Annotated in this window: 3 protein-coding genes and 1 pseudogene; all 4 read right to left on the bottom strand. The window is 33.8% G+C overall.

What is annotated here, in order from left to right; translation table 11 throughout:
* A partial coding sequence (locus tag MKL51_RS17820; RefSeq protein WP_079396101.1) for an IS30-like element ISAba125 family transposase occupies window positions 1–938 on the bottom strand: 938 nt, incomplete at its 3' end.
* 133 nt (window positions 939–1,071) lie between these two features.
* Window positions 1,072–1,275, bottom strand: a pseudogene (locus MKL51_RS17815) (hypothetical protein); the annotation flags it as partial.
* A 555-nt stretch (window positions 1,276–1,830) separates the two neighbouring features.
* Complete coding sequence (locus MKL51_RS21055; RefSeq protein WP_442866709.1) at window positions 1,831–2,208, bottom strand: restriction endonuclease subunit S; 378 nt, start codon at window positions 2,206–2,208, stop codon at window positions 1,831–1,833.
* Between the two features lie 159 nt (window positions 2,209–2,367).
* Window positions 2,368–3,533, bottom strand: a protein-coding gene (locus tag MKL51_RS17810; protein ID WP_085944217.1) for an IS3-like element ISAba22 family transposase whose coding sequence is annotated in 2 segments (ribosomal slippage) — window positions 2,368–3,275 and window positions 3,275–3,533 — 1,167 coding nt in all. Because the reading frame shifts where the segments join, the coding sequence is not laid out codon by codon here.
* Between the last annotated feature and the right edge of the window lie 66 nt (window positions 3,534–3,599).

Below are 3,599 nucleotides of genomic sequence, written 5' to 3'. Positions count from 1 at the left end.
TTTCTAGGACGAGTATTCAGTGACATGGCAACTTGATTTAAATAATGCTGATCTGCCTGATTTAAATCAATCCCTTTAGGTAAATATTGCCTAATTAAACCATTCATATTTTCGCATGTGCCTTTTTGCCAAGGTGAATGTGGGTCACAGAAATATACATCTATGCCTAAATCTTCTTCGAGTATTTTATGTTCTGACATCTCGCGTCCACGGTCATAGGTCAACGTTTTACGCAGTTCTGCAGGTAAATATTTCAGAGCTTCAGTTAAAGCCTTGCGCACTGATTCTGCCTTTGCATCAGGTAATGTTGCCAAGATACAGAGCCGTGTATTTCGTTCAATAAGTGTTGCTATCGAACTTTTATTGTCTTTACCTTTAATTAAATCAGCTTCCCAATGACCCGGTATTTTTCTTTCTTGAACTTCGGCTGGGCGCTCATGAATAGTTTTAATATCCTGTAATATAGAATCTTTTTTAGGTTCACCGTTAGCTTTTCGCTTTTTATTTTCATGACGCAGACAGGATAATAAGTCTTTTTTCAACTCACCCTTGGGTAATGCTCGTATCGTTGAATAAATCGTTGTATGGCTTACATTCATTGTTTGATCCAAATCAGGAAATGTCTTTAAACGCTTTGCTATTTGCTGAGGAGACCATAAACAACGGATCGCTTCAACAATAAATTTCCAGAGGATTGAATCGATTTTGAGTTTTCTGTGACCACGTCTACGTCTAGCGAAGGTGTTATCAGAAGCATATCGAGCTTGATAAACGTCATTGATGCTATTTCTTTTAAGCTCACGATAGATCGTACTAGGATGTCTTTTAATGAGTTCAGCAAATTTTCTGGCTGAAAAGCCTTCTTTTCTTGACTCAAGCATTAATGCAGTACGATCTTCAAAGTTAAGATGATGGTATGACAATTTTATATACTCCATAAACCCTTTAAATTAATTAGGTGGTTTATGTCGCACTTCAAGTTTTACTCTGCCCACCATTAGAGAAATTTGCTCAGCTTGTTGATTATCATATGGCTTTTGAAACTGTCGCACCTCATGTTTGAATTCGCCCAGTATAAGCAATAGAGAACGCGGTAAAAATCAGTAAGAAAATGAATGTATCGCCAAAGCTAATTTCTGAAGGGATATAGCCAATTGTTAAAAGGTATGCAACTAAGCACAACACTCCTATTGCAATTATCGCTTTAGTCATTGTCAGCGCAACTTCATGCCACTGCCCCAGATTACTTAAAAATCTCGTTATTAAGTTGTTCATTTGATCTAACCAAATTTTATAAATTTATTCAAAAATCAATGATTACCCTTTCTTAAATCGCTCCCCAGCGGAGTAATCATGTTTTGAAATTTCCCCAAATTTCAGAGTATGTCCCTGCATACTGTTTAGCTAGTTATTCCCTTGCGTATATACACATAATATTGCACTTTTTAAAAGACAAAATTGAAGTCATATGTTATAGGACTCTATTAAAAAAAATTACTATAACTTATCCCTACATCATTTTAAAAAATTTTATATACTTATTTTCCTTATAAGCCCCTATATTTTATTTAAATAAAATATAGGGGAGGTTCTAGATTACCAATTATCATTTTTAAGATTATTAATATAAACCAAAATATCTTTCACTATCATTTTTTGAATCGCACCAATAAAATTTCTCATAAAATTATAATCTATCTGTTGATTAATCACAGGAAGTGAGATTTTATCTTTTTGTATTTTTTTATGACTAATACTATCACCCCATGAGTATTTATACCCTAAGCTTTTTTTAATACAAGTCGCGATAAATAAATAATTTAATTTATCTCAATATGAATTTTGCTTTAGTTTTAAAGTTAAGTTATGACTATCATTTGAAAAAAAGTCTTTCTCTTGATACGTAACAACAAATGTTTTCCCCCCTATAAAAATACATCCGCCTTCTTCCAGATACTTTAAATCATAAGAAATATAACTACTTACACCATTATTTTCACTACTAGCACATAAGTACGGAATAATGCCACTATCTTGAATAATATCTCTCGATAAAATATTACTAGTATTCTTGATATTAAAAATATCTATTATATTAAAATCTTCAAATTTTAAATTTTCAAAATCTTTGAGAGCTTCTTTTTCTTCACTAGTTAAATCACAATCTTTAAAATCATTTAAATTTAAATAATCCTCAAGATCATCAATATATATTTTTCTTAGATCTGAAATAAAACTTTCTATAAATTCAAAATCTATCTGACTATCCTTTATTGGTAATTGAATCTTAAAATTTGAGTTTCTAAGTTTAGAGCTTGATAATTGTGATATACGCTGAATTATCAGGAGACTTTCCCTTGGGAGATTCTAGGCAGCCAACTTATAAAAGTCTTCGGCCATTTGATTTGGTGTCTTAAAACCCAAACCCTTTTGAATTCTTCGATGATTATAAAATAATTCAATGTATTTTATAATATCTGCTTTGGCTTCTTCTCTGGTTTGATAGTTGTAATGATGCACTAACTCATTTTTCAGTATTCCCCAAAAGCTTTCAATCGGTGCATTATCGTAACAGTCTCCGCGCTTGCTCATTGAACCTTGAAAACCATATTGCTCAAGTATATTTCGATATTCATGGCTGCAATATTGACTTCCTCTGTCTGAATGCACAATCAGTTCTTTGGTTGGTTTTTGATTGTGAATAGCCATATTTAGCGCATTACAAACAAGCTGTGCTGTCATGCGCTCATTTAAGCTATAGCCAACCACTTGTTTCGTGTAAAGGTCTTTTACCGCTGCTAAGTACAGCCATCCTTCAACAGTCCATATGTACGTAATATCACTTGACCATGCTTGATTTGGTCTAGTCATTGAGAATTGTTGCTCCAGCAGGTTTTCATAGATCGCTCGATTATGGTCACTATTCGTAGTCCTTTTAAAACGCTTGTGTCGCTTACAATACAGGTGGTTCAGCGCTTTTATCTGACGTACAGCGTACATACTCATTTTTATGCCCTGAGCTTGTAAGTATTTGGTTAATCGAATATAACCATAGCTCTGCCTTGTCTCCTCATGGGCTATTTTCACCAATATCGTCTGTTGATTTCGTTGAATCGTTCTTTTGCTCACGCCTCTCTTGAGCCAATCATAAAAACATGAAACTGAAACATGAAGTAATCGAGCCATTAAGGTAATTGGAAAAGAATATCTTTTTTGTTTCATATAGGCGTACCTTACTGACTTTCTTTGGCAAAGTACGCTGCTGCCTTTTTTAAAAATTCACGTTCCATTTCAGCTATTTTGAGCTGTTGTTTGAGTTTTTTATTTTCTTCGAGTAGAGCGTTTAGATCAGGTGAATACTGTTTTGTACCTGCTAAAGTTCCAGCCTTTGCTTTGGTATTCCAATTTGAAAGAGTTTGCATTGAAATGCTAAGTTGTCTAGCTGTTTCCGAGACATTGCCTTGATTGGCTTCAATTAATTTGATGGCTTCAGCTTTAAATTCTGTGGTGTAAGTCTTGTGTTTCTTGCTCATGGTAAACTCCTGATGAGTGTGTTTAGTTTACCAAGTTAAAACCTCCTGTTTTTTCAGCACACATCA

This window comes from Acinetobacter sp. AOR18_HL (genome assembly GCF_027855145.1).
GTDB classification, from domain to species: domain Bacteria; phylum Pseudomonadota; class Gammaproteobacteria; order Pseudomonadales; family Moraxellaceae; genus Acinetobacter; species Acinetobacter pittii.
This window is presented reverse-complemented; position numbering and strand designations above follow the sequence as displayed.